Here is a 17,161-nt window from a genome sequence, read left to right as displayed (position 1 = left end):
GTCGTATTACCTGAGCGCGCTGGCCAAGGCGCTGATGGATGATGCGGAGTTGGGGATGAAGCATTAAGGCGTTGTTCTTTCGAGGTGTTTGACGAAAGGGTTGCAGCGCCTGGGAGATCGAGCGCCGCCCGCGCGGCGCTCGATCTTGAATGCGGTGCATGGCTACCGCCCTGCACCTGGCTGCCAACACACGATCAAAAACACTTCACCCCCGACCAGCACCTTAATCGCCAATCGGACCGGACGAATCCCGCCATGCTTGGTAAACTGGCGGCCATCAACCTATCCATCGCCTGCCAGCGGGACTCGCCGCCTGGCTTCGCTGAGTTCGTGCCCCAGACTTATGCAATCTCAAGCCGCTTCCTCCATGCGCCCCGAACCATCCCGCCGCTTCAGCGTGGCGCCGATGATGGATTGGGCATACTCTTCCAATACCCACTGAGATTACTGGCTTAGAGTAGAGTCACGGTAAGCTCGTACCAATTTTGTACCAATCCCTCGCAGATTTTCGATTGAGACCTCATCGTCAAGCGGGAATCAGACTTCTCCAGATGTCGCTTTGTGCCCCTATACCACCAGGTCACCAGGATATGGCGACCACCAGGGACCGCATAGCATGGAAGGCGCTTGACACTTCACGCAAGATGCACAATATAACAGGTTTCTAGGACGTTAGACCGATCAAGCTTGCCATCCCTTAACAATTCACATGGACGAAGACTTTTGAACAAGAAGAATCTTTTAGCGTCAATACGCGTAGGCCACCGAGTGGCTGAAGATGAAAAAAATGAACTTGCCAACTACTTCATCAAGACTTCGCAATGGAATAAATTATCCAATGGTGAGATTGATGTGATCTATGGTGCCAAGGGAACTGGGAAAAGCGCGTTATATTCCTTGCTAACCAACAACACTGACGATTTCAAAAGCAGAAGCATCCTTTTAACCCCCGCTGAAAACCCGCTAGGGGCATCTGCATTCCAAGAGCTCATTGACAATGATTCGTGTAGCGAATCCGATCTGACCTATATATGGAAGCTATACATACTTCAACTGATAGCCGCCAAGCTGCGTGAAACCGGCACAGCCAACAGCGTTTCAAGTAAGCTAATCGAGGCACTTGAAACCGCAGGCTTACTACCAAAATCGTTCACACTCGGCGCGCTCTTCAGCAGAGCAATCAACTACATTAGAAGCTTTGGCGAAAAGGACCCCACCGACATTGAATGGACTTTATCCCTAGACCCTATGTCTGGTGCCCCTAGCGCAACAAGGAAAGCCTCCTACGGGCCATCAGATATCCGAGCCAAACTTTCTAGCGTCCCGGTCAACGACTTACTTAACTTCGCTAACGAAGGCCTGAGTGCTGAAAAGCTATCTATCTGGCTCCTTTTTGATCGCCTTGACGTTTCTTTCTCCTCGTCGCCGGAATTAGAAAAATCAGCTCTCAGGGCACTTTTCCGTGTATACGCGGACCTAAAACCTTATACCCACATAAAAGCCAAGATTTTTGTTCGCAAAGATATATGGGAGCGCATCACGGAGGGTGGTTTCAGGGAAGCAAGCCATGTAATTAAGACTGACACAATCGAGTGGGATCGTGACGGCCTGCTCAACTTAGTTATAAGCCGACTCCTCAACAACCAGTCTTTGCTTGACTATCTCCAAGTAACCAAAAGCGATGTCATAAGCGACATATCCAAACAAGAGTTAATAATTAAGAGAATATTCCCAGACAAAGTCGACACTGGGAAAAACCCAGACGCGTTTGACTGGATAATCTCGCGAGTCCAAGACGGAACCAAAAAGACAGCACCTCGCGAAGTCATCCATATGCTTGAGTGCCTCCTCGCCAGCCAAATCAAAAAAATTGAACAAGGCAAACCGGAGCCAGACGCAGAGATACTGTTTGACAGAACCGTATTCAAAGAATCGCTATCGTCGGTTTCCGAAGTTAGATATAGACAAACCTTATGTGCTGAGTACCCAAATCTAAAGAACTACACCGAGCTTCTCAAAAACGAAAAGGCCGAGCAAAAATTAGATACTTTAACGCGCATATGGAGTATCGAGCCCGAAAAAGCACTTTCAGTGGCAGATCAGCTTGTAGCCGCCGGGTTCTTTGAAGCTCGCAACGACAAAAATCAACCCACCTACTGGGTACCTTTTCTCTACCGCGATGCACTGGACCTAATTCAGGGAAAGGCTGTCTGACTTAGCCTAAAAGACTGAGGGCCTTTGCAGAAGCGAGATCTAAAACGCCCCTCATTGGGCCGGAGTATTGACGAAGAAAGCGCCCAAGCCCCGTGTACTTGGGCCTTGAGCGCTTTTTTCATCAGTTGCAAAATACCTAAAGAGCAAAGAATGGCGCTTAGTCTGCCCCATTTTTGCCCCAAGGAAGACTTATACCTACCCACAGAGGTCGAGTCAGCATTGCAATGCATACCACCCGATTATGGATAGGGATTTGAACCCGCCCGACATGCTCGGCAGGCCACCATAGGCCAGTAAAAACGGCTATCCTCACCTGAGCAAATGGCCCATTCCGGCCTCAAGCGTCCCGGAATCTGCCCTAAATTTGCCCTAACAATATCTACGGTACTAGGAGTCCGTCATGGATGAGAAAGCCGCAATCACGGCAGACACCCTGGAGCTGCTGCTACTCAACCAAACTGCCATCAGAGCAGCACTAGAAGAGCTGTCCCTCTGGATTAGTCAACGTGGCTCGATCCACATCCACGACAACGTCATGGTAGCCCTGATGACGCTGGACACCCACACTGAAGCAATCTCGATTGGGATCGAACGCCTACGGGCTTGAGTCAACAACGCTGCCCACTGCCTTCGATGCTTCATCGGGCGGCCGGGCCAGAACCTGCAGCGTGCAGGCCATGCCATTTCGCAGTTGGTTAATCAAGCAACCATAGAAATTACACCTTAACACCGCCAAGCACACCAATTGTTGCGGCAACGGATTCTTTATGTGTTTTTTCAAACTTGAATGCAAGCTGCACTCGCCTCAGCGCCTCAAGCTCAATGCTACTAGAAAGACTTCTATTATTCTCCAGCACAACATCCCCACCGGCAGCTTCGAGGATTTCAATGTTAGACAATAAATCAGCAGCCTTAGAGTTTAGCAACTCCAAATCTTCAGAATGCCCGCCACCAAACTGAATATCCTGAATCCTCTCCTGAACCTCGCTTAGTTGCCGCAGCAGCACCTTTGTAACATCAGTATACGTAGCCACACTCCAATCCTTGTCGGAGTAGATCATTTCATCATCGATTGAAACGTCCCCCTTAAGAATTGCCTCCGCAAAAATGCTCGTAGTGAAGCCGCATCCTTTATCCCCGTACTGCTTGAATTCCATATAATTAAAGCCAGGCTTAAGCTTTGTTTGCAGCGCCTTATGAGCACTTTCAAAAACGAGTTCAGGAACGCCTTCCAAAACAAGCCCGATGCTAGCAAGCGGATCGCACTTTACCATTTTCGCATACGAAAGGGTTTCGCAGGTGATCAGGCGCCACTCATCAGAGTCATTGAGCTTATTGATTATAGATAAATTCCAGTGACCGCAATAATGAACAGGAACGAGAATATTTTTCAAATCTGGATTAGTTTCAAGTGCATGCAAGATGCTTTCTGAAAGCAAACGACTTGAAAGCTGATTTTTACGCTCATTTTCTTCACAGTCGGGGATTCTAAATTCTGCGTACGGGGTGATGCACCTATCGCTTAGGATCGACTTCCCAGCGATCCTATATAGATGCCCCATTGCTACACTAGGAAAATCCTCAAAGCTATTGTTCATGCATAAAATATCGCGAGCCCGATCATCCTCAAAAACCTTAAGCTCTCCATTAACACGCACCTCAATATCTTCGCGGCGCGACGACTGAGCATTTGCATTAGCAACAATTGTTACGACGTCCGCAGAAGAATTATTCTTAACATAACTGAAGGTCGTCACCATCTTGTCGTAGGTGCTTTTTCCTTCGCCGCCAGATTCCTGCGCGCTTTTATTGACATCGAAAATTCTATGCTGCAATGAAAGACTTGCCCTATTAACCATAAACATACCCCAGACTTTTTCACGGCACTACATATAATAATAAAATCCCAACAACTTCTTGCAAGACCATCATGTTACCGCACAAAACACCCCCACGCCCGCCCCTACTGCTTTGCAATAAAATTAGACCTCTTACCCCTTGCGCACTCCGCCTTCTCAAATCTAGAAAGTCGCAGCTTAACCCTTCACCAGGAAGACTTTTTCGAAGCAAAGTCGCACCACAACCTTTACTCCCAGAGCTAGACCTACAGTCTGGCCAACCCTCTAAAAAACAAGGTTTCGCACAAACACCACCACATCTAAACACACATAAAAATAGGGCGACTTGACCATATCCCTCAAGGACAGGCGCCGAGCAATTTAATCATCACCTACAACCCAGCCTGAATTTAAGCAAAAAAAACAGGTTAATGCCTTTCCATAGAAATCGTTTTTTTTTATAGAATAGTGAGGTTTTGCATAACAAGGAACGCAGGCTCTTGATCGTAGCGCTCAGAGCAATTGAGCCAGGAGAAATTTTCGGCGTAGGGGCCGGCGAGACGCTGCCATGCGACCGGAAGGTTATCTTCAATGCGCAGTAGGTTGACAGACGGTCCCGTGTCGACGGCACCGAACTTTTGCCCAGTGACCTTGCCGCTGAAGGCATGCTGCTGCAGGTAAAAGAATAGGTCGGCGCGCTAGATGTCGGTCAGCGTCTAAAGGCGAGTCATCTTCGCCAATGGAAAATCTTCCGAGGGCTGAGCGTCCCCTTGAACTGGCGGACGAATTCCTCAAGGTGGTCTTGCACCACACGTTAAAGCGCCGCTAAGAAGCCGTTGAGATCGTTGAGCAATTAGACCGGGGCTGCGGCTGGACTTGCAGGAAGGGTCTGCGGGTTCGGCGGGCCGGGCTGGATGTTGACGCATCCTCCCGGCTCGCCTCTTTACTAGCGGGTCACTTCACGCACGTAGGCCTGGCAGGCCTGCAGCGCGATCACTGCTCGATCGCCCTCGTCGGTGATGGCGACAATTCGCCGAGCATGCGTTGGGTCAAGCTGGGCGCGTACGGCTCCATCCACCAGACCTCCGGCGCCGGCAGGCGTTCGCACCCCACCGTCACCACCCGAGGCGGCAACGGTTCCGGCGTCGACCAGGACTGACAACCGCAGATCAGCAGTAGCCAGCCGGTCGCGCAGGCGAGCCTGAGCTTGTAGTACATCGTTCATCTCCTTCCAGTGAGTCTTGTCTTGTGCCTGCAAGCGATCCTCGAGGTCGCGCCGCTGGGCCTGTTCGATCGCCTTCTGCTCGAGCACCGCTACGGCCGCCGCCTCACGCTCACGGCCATGCACCAGGTCCTTCTCGGTCAGCTTCTGCTGGTACCGCACTGCCTGCCTATCCAGCTCGTCGGCCTGCCACAACCAAGCAATACGAGCGCCCCCGGCCGCGCCCAGCACCAGGGCCAACAGGTAAAACCTCCAGCCGGCCGCCATCAGATCAGCACCTGCTCGGCGCGCTTGTACATCGCCAGGCGATCATCCAAGCCATTCAGGCCACCATTGATACGGCGGGTGATAGTCTCGAATGCCGACACCCCTTTGTCCGCCAGTGCGTTGAGGCCCGCCTGATGCCAGAACCAGCCGGCCGAATCTGCGGCATGCTCTGGCCGTTCGAGCAGCTCAGGGTGCGTGAGCAGGTCCAGGCCGAGCGCCTCGCCACAGCGTGCGTAGTTGTCATGCCCGGTGACCTGAATCAGGCCCCGACCGCAATACCGCTGGCCATCACCGTCGGCCTCGGGCGTGTTGCCCAGGCGCGCAGCCAGCTTGCCGGTGTCGTACTTGGAGAGGTATTGGGCGCCGCCCAGCTCGCGGACGTAACGCAACTGGCCAGACTCATGACCAACCTGGGCCAACCACGCACGCTTGCGCAGCGGGGTCACGATGCCCCACTTCACCATCGCCACGTTCAACGCGGGAAGAAAAACGCCGGCTTGTGTGCCGGCGTTGGGGAGGATCAGCTGCAGCTGCTTGAGGGTGACAGTCATCTTGTATCTCCTGTAATGGCCGATCAGGCCGGTTTCACGTCGACCACCTTGAGTGGCTTGTCAGCTTTCTTTTTCTTGCCTTTGGCCTTCGCCTTGCCCTTCTTGCCACCGTTGCACTCGACCGCCGTCACCCAGCCCGAGGCGTCGAAGGTATGCTCGACACTGTCGACCAGGTACTCACCATCCAGGCCGAGCTTGAAGCCCTGGGCGTTGACGACGCGCTCGGCGAACAGGTCGGTGCGCCCGATCATCTGCAGGCGCACGCCGGCAGTGCTGCGGTTGAAGGCCGCCAACTTGGCCTTGGCGGCCTGCTCGGCAGCGGTCTTGTCGGGGTAGATGTGGCGGTCGGTGTGGACCGCAGGGAGGTTGCTCGGGGCGTCGTCGTTGTTCAGTTCGATCACCGCCAGCTTTCCCGTCTTCTTGTCTTGATGCGTGGTCTTCACCGCCTTCTGCGCACTGCGGTCGCCGAGCCGGAACTGCCAGCGGCTGACGTCGGCCGGCGTGACGGTGATCACGCCGAAGGCCTTGCCGCTGGCACTGACGCTGCCCTCACGCGGCATGACCAGCAGCTTGCCGTCGCCGACCTTGGCCGTGCAGTCGTACTGTTTGGCCAGGCGCGTGATGAAGTTGAAGTCCGACTCGTTGCGCTGGTCGACGCGATCCACCTTCGTTTGCACCGGGCAGACGGGCGCCCAACCGTTACGGGCGGCGATGTCACGCACGATCTGCGCAAGCGGCACGCCCTCCCAACTGCCGCTGCGCGTGGTCTTGCCGGTACCGCGCATGTCACTGGCCTTGCCTCGGATGACAATCGTCCGGGGCGGGCCAGACACCTCGATCTCGTCGACGGTGTACCGGCCCAGGCGGGCCAGAGCGTGACCGACATAACCCAGAAAGACCTCGATACCAGCGCCCCGCCCGGGCAATGCCACGGCGGCATCCCGGTCATCGATACGTAGCTCGAACTCATCGGAGTCCATGCCGGGCTTGTCCGTGATGCTCAGCATCAGGAGCCGGTCATTGATCAGCGCCGTGATGTCCTTGCCATCAGCGACGATGCGAAACGTAGGCTGCATGCGCCCTCCAGAATGAAGAAGCCCCGCACAGGGCGGGGCTTAGGGGTGGATGAGGTCAATCCCAAAGCAGCACCGTCTCGATCGACGGCGCCGGCAAGTCGGGCAGGTGAATCAGGATCCCCGCGCGGTAGGGCTGCACCTGATCGGCCAGCCCCTGATTGGTCCGCATGACCAGCTCGACGGTACCGTTGAGGTGGCCGTAGTGCTGGTAACACAGCGTGTCGAGCAGGTCCCCTTCAGACGTTCTGCATGTCTTCGCCATACTTCACGAACTCCAGTGAAAACCCTTGTTTGCGCGGAATGCCGCCGCCCAATAGCGCGCCCTGCTCTTCGTCGACGCTGACCAGGCACCAGGTACCTAGCACGTCGCCATAGCCGGTAATCAGCGTCACCGGCCGCAGCTGACGGATGATCGAGCGCAACGCATCGAGCTGCTTGATTCCGCCCTTGAACGACGGGTAGATCGCACCCTTGAGGCTCAGCTTGTCTTCACCGTGGCCGACCGCCTGCTGCCCAATGTCGCGGGTCAGCCGCTCCTGCGCCGCCCAGCGTGCCGAGGTCTGCCGCCGCAGCTCATCGAACGCGGCCGTGTTGAGGTTGAAGTAGTACGGCGGCAGGCTCGGATCGAGCGGCTGCAGGACCAGCAGGTGCGGGAGAGGCTGAACCGCCTCCGAAGCCGGTGTCATTCCGGCCTTGCTGGTGGCCAGGATGCTGGGCAGTGCTGGGCTTCCCTGCCCCGCGATGCGGTTGATCGCCGCTGACGCCTTGCCCGCCTGTTCCTTCAGCGAACCCAGTCGCTCCTGCACGGCCGAAGCGCCACTGACCACCTGGCCGTAAGTCGACGCCACCTGCCCCACGGTCGACTGCGCGGTGCTGATCGCCCGCATCGTCCGCTGCAGCTTCGCGCCGATGACCGGTCCAATGAAAGGCAGCCCTTGCAACTCGCTGGCCGCCCCGGTCATGTCACTGACCGCCCCCGTCAAAGGCCCTAGCATGCCGTCGAGGCTGGTACGGCCAGCCTCCCCCGCTGCAATCAACGACGAGAGCGTCGACTGCATGGACTCCATGTAGCCCATGACACCTCCTTAAACGTGAGCCTCATCGAAGAGCTGGGCGTTGGACTGACGAGCGGACATCTCTCGCCACCAGGAATCGAACTGAGCCCGCTGGAACGGTTCCAGATCGCGGGCCAGCTGGGCCGGATCCTTCACATCGCCCTGGATCGTGTACGTGTTGGTCGGTGAGAATGCGAAGGACTGGTCGACCTTGCCTGCCCCGCCACTGGGCTTCGCCTGCTCCAGCGCCTGGGCGACGACAGGCGCTGTCGGTGCCGGTGCGGCTGCAGCAATCGAGCGGGCAACATCACCCGGCGACGCAGCCTTGTCCTGGCCGGTCTTGTCCGCCTCATCGCCACTTCCGAACATCTTGAGACCGAGAAAGCCCCCCAGCTCCTCACCACCGATACCACCGAGCACGCCCCCGATCAGGCCGCCGATGGCGGTACCAATGATCGGAACAACTGAACCGATAGCCGCGCCGGCTGCTGCACCCGCCATCGACCCGGCTAAGCCGCCTGCGGCCTGCCCATAACCTTCTGCCTTCTCGTCTTGCGTCTGCGCTGTCGTCGCGGTTTCGAAGACCTTGAATGCCGCGTCGGCCACATTGCCACCAGGCAAGCGCTTCGCCACCTTGCCCACCAGGCCTACGGTCTTGCCCAGCAAGCCGGCCTCGCCCGCCGACGGCACAAGCGAAGACACACGTCCCAAGATCGAGGCAACGCGCCCAGGAGGCCGGGGCGGCGTGGGCGGCACCGGGGGCGGCGGGGGAGCAGCTCGTCGGCCACCACCCGCGCCGCGACTGCCAGAACCACCACGCCCGCCCGGGCCACCACCAGCGCCGCCCCGGCGACCACGACGGCCGCCACGTCGGCGACGCCTGTCCCCTTCACCGCCACCAGCACCACCGAAGTCGGCCGAGTTGACGACGAAGACCTTCTGCGGCTCCGAGCTCTCATCATCCCCTTCCCCCTTCTCAGAGCGGAACAGGTCAAGCAGCGACAGGCCAACATCAACAGCACCAGGGCCGCTGGCCGAGCCTTCCCCATCACCGTCTCCGTCGCCCGCCTCACCGTCTTTCCGACCGGTCGCGACCTTCACCCCCTTCTGCAGCAGGCTGATGAACTTGTTGCGGCCGCCCTCTTCGCCGTCGCCGTCACCATCCCCCTTGCCATCCGAGTTTGTGACGAAGACCTTCTGCACTTCACCCGAGCCACCCCGAGCGAGCCGATTGCCCCGCAGGAGATTCAGCATGCCCTTGCCAAGTTTGAACGCGCCGAACGCCGTCTTCAGCCCAAGCAGAGCGCCACCCAGCGCAACCGCCCCGGCAACGACTGTCTGCGACCCATCGGACAACCGCGTGAACTCCTGAGCCACGCGACTGATGCCCTGCGCCACCTGGTCAGTGATCGGGCGGATCGCGTCCCCCACGCTTCGCATCGCGTCATCAACCGACTGCCCCGCCTCGGTCCAGCGCTGCTTAGATGTTTCACGCCGCTCAGCCAGGTTCTTGTCGAGGATGCCCGCCACCTTTTTCGCATCGGCCGAGTCGGCCTTCAACGTGGCGTACAGGCCCCGGTTCTGCGCGTAGGCGGTCAGCGCCGCCTTGACCTGCATGTCCGCGAACACATCGCCAGTTCGCAGGCTTCGCTCCAGGGCTTCCAGCGCGGCCGTGGCTTTCTGCGGATCGACTTCCTTGTCGATCTTGGCCTGCGCCTCCTTCATTGCCAGGGCTTTCTTCGGGTCCGTTTTCTCGACGTACTGCATCGCCAAACCCATCGATGCCTCGAAGACGTTCATGCCCTTCTGCAGACCCGTGTTCAGCGACTTCTGATAGTCGATCCCGACCTTCTCATAGTTCTTCTGGATGTCGCCCGCGCCGATCTTCTCCATCCAGTTCTTGAAGTTGTTGGCCGCCTCGTCGGAACTGCCGGCAGTCTTCATCTGCACTTGCAGCATCGCCCCGAGCGACGTGACCGCATCCAAACCGGTAACGCCGCCCTTCTCCATGCCGGCCAGCAGTTGCGGGAACCACTTGGCCATGTCGGCCGCCTCGAAGCTGCCCGCTTGCCCCTGGTATGCAATCGCCTCCAGGGCTTGCTGCATGACCTTCGGATCCGTGATCTTGGCGTTCTGCTGCAGCGCTTGAATCATTGCCGCTGTATCGACGCCCGAGGAGCCCTGGCCGATCGCGAACTTCGCCGCCGTGGGTGCGTAGGCCAGCGCCTTCTCTACTTCCATACCGGCGCCGACCAGCTGGTTGACCAGGTCAGCGACGTCATTGCGCGACATGCCGGTTTCCCGCGCAGTGTCGATTACTGTCCGGCTCAGCTGGGCCTCTTCGGGCTTGTTGACGATGTTGGACTTGATCGCAATGTCGCGGATGATCGCTTGATAATCCGCACTGATTTTCGTCGGGATCGCCGCAGCGCCCACGCCAACGACCGCCGCGCCGACGCTGGACTTGAGCGACGACTTGCCCGCATCGATCTGCTGCCGACCTTTCTGCTGCAGATCTGCAGCTTTCGCTTCACGGCCGAGGCGCTGGTACTCCTTCGCCAGGCGCCCAACCTCAACGCCCTGCTTCTTCAGCGCGCTGAGGTTGCCGTCGAGCTTGCGCAGCAGGCCAGCAGCTGCAGCCGACCCACTGTCATGCGCCTTCTTCCACTCGTCCCTGAGCTTGATCGTCTCGCCGATGGTGTTCTTCAACACCTTCGCACGGCTGCCCGTATCCTCAAGTTTCTTGATATGCCCCTTGGCCGTGCCGAACGCCGCACCGAGCGATGCTGCCACGGCGCCGCCAATCTCCAGCGCTATCGCCAGCTTTGCCATGCTCTACCCTCCTTCGGGCTCAGTCCGTGAGCCACCAGACCATATCGACCCAGGACATCGCCGAGATCTCCTGCGCCGAGAATCCCAGCTCGACGGCCAGCCTTCTGGCTAGCCGTTTCTGGTTGTGAGGGTCAAAGTTCGTCGTCTTGCACCAGACGAAAATAGCCGGCCTGCAGGCGGGTGTAATCCTTGAGGGTCAGCCCTTCGAGATCCTTCACGCCGATCTCGGCCAGCGAGGCGAACAGGTTCAGTTCGCGTTGCTCATCGTCGCCACTGCCCGTCTGCTGAGCACCGCGGATGTCGCGCACAGTCGGTGCGCGCAAGGTGATCGTGTCGACTTGAACGCCATTGCATTCGCTCGGACGGCTCAGCTTTACGCTGACGCGGTCGGCTTCCAGGCTCAGGTACGCAGGGGTTTTCTTGCTCATGGGTTGTGTGTCCTTTCGAGTGATGGAGGGGGATTACAGGCCGAGGGCCTGACGCTGTTCGGCGAGCTGGTCGACGCCATCGATGACGCGCTTCATGCCGAGGGCATCGATCTCGTAGATCAGGCGGCCATCCAGTTCGAGCTTGTAATAGGTGACCGCGATGTTGTGCTTGATCTCGGCCTTGTCGCCGGGCTTCCAGTCGCCCAGGTCGACCTCCTTGAGAGTGCCGCGCAGGGTGACCACCACGGGGGTGATCTGGCCCTTCAGCCCTTTGAAGGCGCCCCGGAACGTCCCGTTGAACGCGGTACCGTCGCCCAGGCCGAAGAACTTCAGCGACTCGCGGCGCACCCCGGTGGTGGTGAAGCCCGCCTCTTGTTTCTCCATGCCCTGGTCCATCTCGATCGGCAGGTCCATGCCACCTACCCGGTGCTCTTCCATTTTCAGGGTGAGCTTGGGCAGGGTCAGGCTGGGCACGTCACCCTGAAAGCTGACGCCGTCGACGAACAGGTTCAGGTTGGCCAGTGTTTGGGGAATCATTGCCATGCGATGGGCTCCTTAAGCAGCGGGGTCGAGGACTTCGGCCAACCACTGGTTGGTGACCTCGACGCGGAAGTTGGGGTTTTCGGCCGGTGGCACGTCGGTGAAGCGGATGTTCCAGTACACCTTGCCTTGCTCCAGCTGGCTGGCCGTATTGAGTACCGGGTCGGCGTAGACTTCGAAGTTGATGATCGCGCCCTGGTTCTTCAGGTCGCGCATGAACGCCTGCAGGCCTTCGGTCACGTCCTTGACGTAGGTGGCGGTGATCGAGCGGTCCACGGCCCACTTGTGGCCGTACAGGATCGCGTCCATGACGATGTCCATGGTCCGCACGCGGGTGACGAAGGCCCACTTCGGATCGCTGGACAGCGTGCGGTTGCCCCACAGGCGATACCCGTCGTCACGAATGATGGTGGTCACGTTGGCGTTATTCAGCAGGTTCGCCCGGCAGGTTTCGTCGCCGTCGAGGAACTCGACCGGGCGCGAGGTGCCGGTGATGCCGACGAACTCCTTGTTCGACGGCGACGCCCAGAAGCCGTACTCGCGGTCGGTCCACGCGAACAGGCCGGCTACCCAGGCCGAGCTTGGGGCGGTGACCGTCGTGCTGGCCTCGGTGTCCCATAGCCGCACACCCGGATCGACAAGGAAGGCACGCTTGGCACCGAACTCTCCGGCGTAAGCGATGGCTGCCTCATCGGTGGTGTTTGGGCCGTCGATGATCGCGATGCCGCGCAGCTTGTCGGCCAACGCCACCAGGGCGGTACCCACGGCCTGGGTCGCACTGTGCTTGGGCGTCACCAGCAGGCGGGGCTGTGCATTGAAACGGCTCTTGCCATCGAGCAGCGCCTGCAGGCCGGTGCGCTTACCGTCCGCTAACACGCCGCCGATGATCGCCGACACCTGCTCGGCCGGGGCATCCAGCTTGGCCACACCGCAGGCAACAATGACCGCCTTCGCGCGGGCGTAGATCGCGCGGCAGGCCTGGGTGATCGCCGCGCTGGGACCAAAGGCCGCTACTGCCTCGCGCTCGTTGGTGATCAGCACCAGGTCATTGACCTTGGCCGTGGCGGTTGGCCCAGGCGTGAAGGTGTCGACCAGACCGATGATCGAGGACGACGGCAAGGCAACGTTGCGCGTGCCGGTGTCGACGTTCGTTACGGTAACGCCGTGAAAGAAACCGCTCATAAGCTCTCCAAGGGAAAAGGCCCCAGCGGGGCCGTGATACAGCAGAAAAGAAAACGCCCCAGCAGGCGGGGCGTCAGGTGATCGGTAGGGCCGCGCCCGGGGCGGGCGGCCATTCAACCCCGAGCGGGAAGCCGCTTTGCAGCTCGATGCGTCCCAGCTCGACGCGATAGGCCTTCCAGGCCATTAACAAGGCTTGTTCCTCGTCCGAGGCGCGCCCTAGGTCTACCGCGTCTTGCAGCGGGGCAATGCGCAGGCCAGCAGCCAGCAAGCGCTCATCGCGCTGGATCAGCACCTCCAGGCGCATGCCCTCGCGCTGGGCCGGCTCGTCCAGCACCCAGCCCGTGCCGCTCCAGCAGTGGTACGCACTCGGTCGGGGGCTGGGGGCCAGGCCGGCCGGCAGTGCGCCCAGCTGGGCGTAGACCTCGGGCTGGCCCGTGTCGGTGTTGTAGACCGTGCCCCGGTAATCCTCGATGAGCTCCCAGGCGCTGCGGTCGTTCGTGCGACGAGCCGCGTGCTGCGCCGGCACCTTGGGCGGCGCATCCCTGTAGGCGAACCCCGGGACTAGCCAGTTGTCCGGGTCCAGCGGATCAGGATCCGCCACCCCCTTCCCCAAGAACTCCCCCGTCACGGGGTGGGCGTGGTAAATCGCAGGTGCAGTCATCATCAATCCTCAGTATTTGATACAGGCAAGCAAGGCCATGTTGCGCGGCCGCGACTCGTTGCCGCCGTCCGCGTAGATCGACAGGTTGTGCGCGTGGGCACCGTTGACATCCGACGTGGCCGAGAACCAGTGCGCGTGGTCGCCAGCGGCCGAAATGGCCCCCGCCGTCATGATCCCGTCGGCGCCGGGCGCGGTAATTGCCGGCCGGTAACCGGCCACGTCATTGCCGCCCATGTTGATGTTGTGAGTGTGCGAGCCGGTGGTGTTGGTCGGCCCACTCACGGCGTGGCTGTGTGAGCCAATCGTGTCGGTGACACCGATGTGCGTGTGGCTCAAGTTCTGGCTGTACTGGATCGAGCCCAGCGCGCGGTTGGCGTCCACCCCCCGACCATCGTCATAGCCCCGAATGAACTCGCCGCGCAGGTCCGGCACGTTGAACGTCGTGCTTCCGTCGCCCGCCCCGCCAAACGTGCTGATCGCCGCGAACAACTCCGCGTAGGTCGTGCGGCTCACTTGGGCACCGTTGGCCTTGAGGTAGCCAGGCGGCGGCAGGTAGCCGGGGAAATACACAATCGTTCCTGCCGGCACCTGATTATCCAGCCGCCGCCACTTCGTCCAGCCGCCCGCCGTGGTGTAGACACTGCGCACATAGACGGCACTGCCGCCGTTGTACTGGATAGCGAGCTGCGAGCGGTTCCCGTCCGAGACGATGTTGTTGTAGAACGTCGTAGTGATGTGCCAGTAAAACCCAGGCACCGGCACATTCGGGTGGTCCGTGAGGATCACCTGGGTAACCGCCAAGTTCGGGTCTTGGTCAACCGGACCTTGCGCCAGGCCCGACGCAGCGCGCAACGCCGCCTGCAAGCCGCCAACATCCGCGATGGCGTGCCCGTGGCCGTAAGGCGTTTTCCCGCCCAGCGCGTCGACCAGACCGGTGACATTGACCATCGGCAACTGGCCGGTTTTCGCCAGGCCAAAGGCCGCGCTGGTGATGTTCGCCGTTGTAACCGCCGCCACCCGGTATGCCGCGACCTCGCCCGCGATAGCGGCGCTGTAAATCGTGCTGGTCCAGCCCAGGTAATGCGCCAGGCTGCCACCATAGCTACGGTCCTTGATCGCCGTCACCGTGAGTCGCGGCAAGTACACGCTGATACCGAAGTCCAGGCGGATGTTGATCAAGCCACCGCTGACACTGAGATGGACATTGAACAGGGTGTCGAGGCCGACGCTAACCCCGCTGACCAGCACCTGCGGCTGGTAGATCGCGTTATTGAAGTAGTACCAGCACAGCTTAGCCTCGAACGGGCTGGTATAGCCGCTCAGCGCCCCCTTGATCGTCAGCGTCGGCATGATCCCATCGACGGCCGGAATCTGGGTTCTGATCAAGATCCCCGTGGCACCCACCGTCTCGGTGATATCCAGGCATTCCACGGTGAACGACCCGACCAGCTTCTGCCCCCGTATCTGCACGTCATCGGTAATGCCATAGCCGGCCAGGGTAGTGGCCTTGTCGGCCTTGGCGCCCAGGCCGTTGATCACGGTGGTCGCAAAGTTGGGGTCGTTGCCCAGGGCGTCAGCCAGCTCTTTCAGCGTGTCCAGCGCACCCGGCGACCCGTTAATCAGGCTGGTGATTTCGCCTTGTACAAACGCCGTGTTGGCCGCCTGCAGCGAGCTGTTGCCCTTGGCCGCCGATGGCACAAGGGGCACCCCCGTGAACACTGGGCTATCCAGCGGCGCCTTGGCCGAGAGCGCCACATTCATTTCGGTCTTGGTGTACACGTCAGTCAGGCCGTAGCCGGCGACCGTTGTCGGGTTGGTCGCGGCAACGACGCGGCCGTACTTGTCGACCGTGACGCTCCGGTACGTGCCCGCCGCCACCCCAGTTCGGCCAAACGCCATTTCAAACGCCAAGCCCGTGACACCCAGAGTGATCGGTGCGTCGGTGACCAACTGCCAGGCGCTGTCGCCATTGACGCTGCCACGCTCGACCAGGACCAACAGCCCCGGCGTTACCCTGGCGCTGCTGTCCGCATCAGCGCTGCGCACCCAGGCCCCGGCCGCGACCAGGTACAGGCCGTTGTCCTTGCCGGCCGCTTGGTCCTTGACCAGCACCCGGTGGCCCGCCTGCAGCGCCACCCCGTCCACCGTCTGCAAACCGCTCAGGCCGATGGGAGCTGTGGTCGCGGCGAGCACCGAATGCTTGAAGTCCTGCCGCGCCAGTTCTTCGGTCACAAACTCGCGGGTGGCGAGGACGACGCTCGGGTCAATCTTCAGCTGTACATTGCTGGAGCTGCTGACCACCAGGCTCATGCGCACTACCTGCGTGCGCCCCGATCCCTGGTTCAGCAACGGCTTGTAGGTCGGCGCACAATTGGCCACAGCCACCAAGTCGCCGTCAGCATCGTACAGGCCGATCTCGCGGATCCAGTGACCGCCGACTTCGGCCGGAATGACCTGCTCGGCGACGATGATCGCGCTGTCCTTGTCGTCCACCTTCAGCTGATTCAGCGGCGCCCGGCGCCACTCGTTGAGCAGGGCGGTTTGGGTAGCATTGGGTGTAGGGTCGGCGCCATTGGCGTCGCCCACGCCCATCTGGGTAATCTTCCACGGGATGCCCATGGCGTCGGCGTTAGCCTGCTTCGCCGCGCCCACGTTCGTGAGGATGGCGTAAAACTGGGAATTCTGGTCAACCATGTGCAATGTCCAGGGTGTCTATTGTGTGTTCACGGCCGCCACGACCAATCTGGCCGGCGACCTCGATGTCGCGGGGGATGGGTGGGTACACGTCGAGCACGTCGCCGTCGCTCACCGAGCCACCGATGTAGAACCCGCCTAGGCTTTCCAGACTGATCTCAAGGCCGACCATGGGCCGGCTCACCGGCCGCGCGTCATCGAGCAGCGCCGACAACTCGCGGTATGTCTCTTCACTGATCCCACCGTTCGAGACGCCAACCTTCAGCGCGAAAGTGCCGCGCACCCCCTTCGGCTGCAGCTCGAACCACTCGACCACCTCGATCAGGTAGCCGAATGGCTCCACCACTCGGCGCAAGGCGCCGATGGTCCCTTTGTGTGCATGGATGTAGAACGCCGAGCGGATCACCGAGCGCTTGACCGCTTCCGACCAGGTATCGTCCCAGCGGTCTACAGACCAGGCCCAGGCCAGCTGGTGAAGCAGGTGCGCCGGGCAGGCGTCGGGGTTGTACAACGTGCGCAGCGGAACCTCGGTCACTTCGTCCGTGGCGTACTCGACGGCCCGCTCAAGCTGAGTGCTGTTCAGCGGCAGCAGGCTGTTCAT

Annotated in this window: 15 protein-coding genes and 2 pseudogenes; 2 read left to right on the top strand and 15 right to left on the bottom strand. The window is 60.0% G+C overall.

Annotation, left to right across the window (positions count from 1 at the left end):
- Positions 1-723: 723 nt before the first annotated feature.
- Positions 724-2,214 (top strand): P-loop ATPase, Sll1717 family, encoded by a 1,491-nt coding sequence (locus tag NGM28_RS13230; protein ID WP_252090453.1) that lies wholly within the window; start codon positions 724-726, stop codon positions 2,212-2,214.
- Between the two features lie 400 nt (positions 2,215-2,614).
- A complete protein-coding gene (locus NGM28_RS13225) occupies positions 2,615-2,821 on the top strand; it encodes a hypothetical protein (protein ID WP_252090452.1) in 207 nt (68 codons plus the stop codon).
- A gap of 109 nt (positions 2,822-2,930) precedes the next feature.
- Here the strand turns inward: NGM28_RS13225 and NGM28_RS13220 are convergent, their stop codons facing one another.
- The 15 genes and pseudogenes from NGM28_RS13220 to NGM28_RS13155 all read right to left on the bottom strand — a co-directional run bounded on the left by NGM28_RS13220 (position 2,931) and on the right by NGM28_RS13155 (position 17,161).
- Positions 2,931-4,079 carry a hypothetical protein gene (locus NGM28_RS13220; protein ID WP_252090451.1) on the bottom strand — a complete coding sequence of 383 codons (1,149 nt, stop codon included), beginning with the start codon at positions 4,077-4,079 and terminating at the stop codon, positions 2,931-2,933.
- A 452-nt stretch (positions 4,080-4,531) separates the two neighbouring features.
- Positions 4,532-4,926 (bottom strand): annotated as a pseudogene (locus tag NGM28_RS13215) (DNA adenine methylase); the annotation flags it as partial.
- A gap of 72 nt (positions 4,927-4,998) precedes the next feature.
- Positions 4,999-5,541: a lysis system spanin subunit gene (locus NGM28_RS13210; RefSeq protein WP_252090450.1), complete on the bottom strand. Its 543-nt coding sequence runs from the start codon at positions 5,539-5,541 to the stop codon at positions 4,999-5,001.
- Positions 5,541-6,092: a glycoside hydrolase family 19 protein gene (locus tag NGM28_RS13205; RefSeq protein WP_252090449.1), complete on the bottom strand. Its 552-nt coding sequence runs from the start codon at positions 6,090-6,092 to the stop codon at positions 5,541-5,543. Before NGM28_RS13205 ends, NGM28_RS13210 begins: the two co-directional genes overlap by 1 nt.
- Positions 6,093-6,115: 23 nt before the next feature.
- Positions 6,116-7,168, bottom strand: a complete 1,053-nt coding sequence (locus NGM28_RS13200; protein WP_252090448.1) for a phage late control D family protein — start codon at positions 7,166-7,168, stop codon at positions 6,116-6,118.
- Positions 7,169-7,223: 55 nt separating this feature from the next.
- A complete protein-coding gene (locus tag NGM28_RS13195; protein ID WP_240065331.1) occupies positions 7,224-7,430 on the bottom strand; it encodes a tail protein X in 207 nt (68 codons plus the stop codon).
- On the bottom strand, positions 7,405-8,244 hold the full coding sequence (locus NGM28_RS13190) for a phage tail protein (RefSeq protein ID WP_252090447.1): 840 nt from the start codon (positions 8,242-8,244) through the stop codon (positions 7,405-7,407). The genes NGM28_RS13195 and NGM28_RS13190 overlap by 26 nt, the downstream gene beginning before the upstream one ends.
- A gap of 9 nt (positions 8,245-8,253) precedes the next feature.
- Positions 8,254-11,055, bottom strand: coding sequence for a phage tail tape measure protein (locus NGM28_RS13185; protein ID WP_252090446.1), 2,802 nt, complete (start codon positions 11,053-11,055; stop codon positions 8,254-8,256).
- A gap of 131 nt (positions 11,056-11,186) precedes the next feature.
- Positions 11,187-11,483, bottom strand: coding sequence for a phage tail assembly protein (locus NGM28_RS13180; protein WP_240065334.1), 297 nt, complete (start codon positions 11,481-11,483; stop codon positions 11,187-11,189).
- A 33-nt stretch (positions 11,484-11,516) separates the two neighbouring features.
- Complete coding sequence (locus tag NGM28_RS13175) at positions 11,517-12,026, bottom strand: phage major tail tube protein (protein ID WP_240065335.1); 510 nt, start codon at positions 12,024-12,026, stop codon at positions 11,517-11,519.
- 12 nt (positions 12,027-12,038) lie between these two features.
- Complete coding sequence (locus NGM28_RS13170) at positions 12,039-13,205, bottom strand: phage tail sheath subtilisin-like domain-containing protein (RefSeq protein WP_252090445.1); 1,167 nt, start codon at positions 13,203-13,205, stop codon at positions 12,039-12,041.
- Between the two features lie 73 nt (positions 13,206-13,278).
- The gene (locus NGM28_RS13165; protein WP_252090444.1) at positions 13,279-13,806 is read right to left on the bottom strand and encodes a tail fiber assembly protein; all 528 of its coding nucleotides are present in this window, start codon (positions 13,804-13,806) and stop codon (positions 13,279-13,281) included.
- Positions 13,807-13,875: 69 nt separating this feature from the next.
- On the bottom strand, positions 13,876-15,270 hold the full coding sequence (locus NGM28_RS28820; protein WP_502943853.1) for a tail fiber protein: 1,395 nt from the start codon (positions 15,268-15,270) through the stop codon (positions 13,876-13,878).
- 219 nt (positions 15,271-15,489) lie between these two features.
- Positions 15,490-16,560: pseudogene (locus tag NGM28_RS28815) on the bottom strand (phage tail protein); the annotation flags it as partial.
- Positions 16,553-17,161: a phage tail protein I gene (locus tag NGM28_RS13155; protein ID WP_252090442.1), complete on the bottom strand. Its 609-nt coding sequence runs from the start codon at positions 17,159-17,161 to the stop codon at positions 16,553-16,555. The pseudogene NGM28_RS28815 and the gene NGM28_RS13155, both read right to left, overlap by 8 nt.

The sequence above is a fragment of the Pseudomonas sp. MWU13-3659 genome, assembly GCF_023757525.1.
GTDB lineage: Bacteria > Pseudomonadota > Gammaproteobacteria > Pseudomonadales > Pseudomonadaceae > Aquipseudomonas > Aquipseudomonas entomophila_E.
The sequence above is the reverse complement of the archived record's forward strand: the minus strand, read 5'-3'. Positions and strand labels throughout refer to the sequence as shown.